This window comes from Pantoea sp. USHLN256 (genome assembly GCF_037149875.1).
GTDB lineage: Bacteria > Pseudomonadota > Gammaproteobacteria > Enterobacterales > Enterobacteriaceae > Pantoea > Pantoea nemavictus.
Genome location: NZ_JBBCQO010000036.1, coordinates 1 through 448, shown reverse-complemented (window position 1 = coordinate 448; position 448 = coordinate 1). Strand labels below are relative to the sequence as shown.

Sequence of the window (448 nt, the reverse complement as noted above, 5' to 3'; positions counted from 1 at the left end):
GCCGGGAACTCAAAGGAGACTGCCAGTGATAAACTGGAGGAAGGTGGGGATGACGTCAAGTCATCATGGCCCTTACGAGTAGGGCTACACACGTGCTACAATGGCGCATACAAAGAGAAGCGACCTCGCGAGAGCAAGCGGACCTCATAAAGTGCGTCGTAGTCCGGATCGGAGTCTGCAACTCGACTCCGTGAAGTCGGAATCGCTAGTAATCGTAGATCAGAATGCTACGGTGAATACGTTCCCGGGCCTTGTACACACCGCCCGTCACACCATGGGAGTGGGTTGCAAAAGAAGTAGGTAGCTTAACCTTCGGGAGGGCGCTTACCACTTTGTGATTCATGACTGGGGTGAAGTCGTAACAAGGTAACCGTAGGGGAACCTGCGGTTGGATCACCTCCTTACCTGAAGATACCTTCCCGCGAAGTGCTCACACAGATTGTCTGAT

General features: G+C 53.1%; 1 rRNA gene. It reads left to right on the top strand.

Features of this window, described 5'->3' with window-relative positions:
• A 16S ribosomal RNA gene (locus WFL93_RS24135) occupies positions 1–404 on the top strand; the annotation flags it as partial.
• Between the last annotated feature and the right edge of the window lie 44 nt (positions 405–448).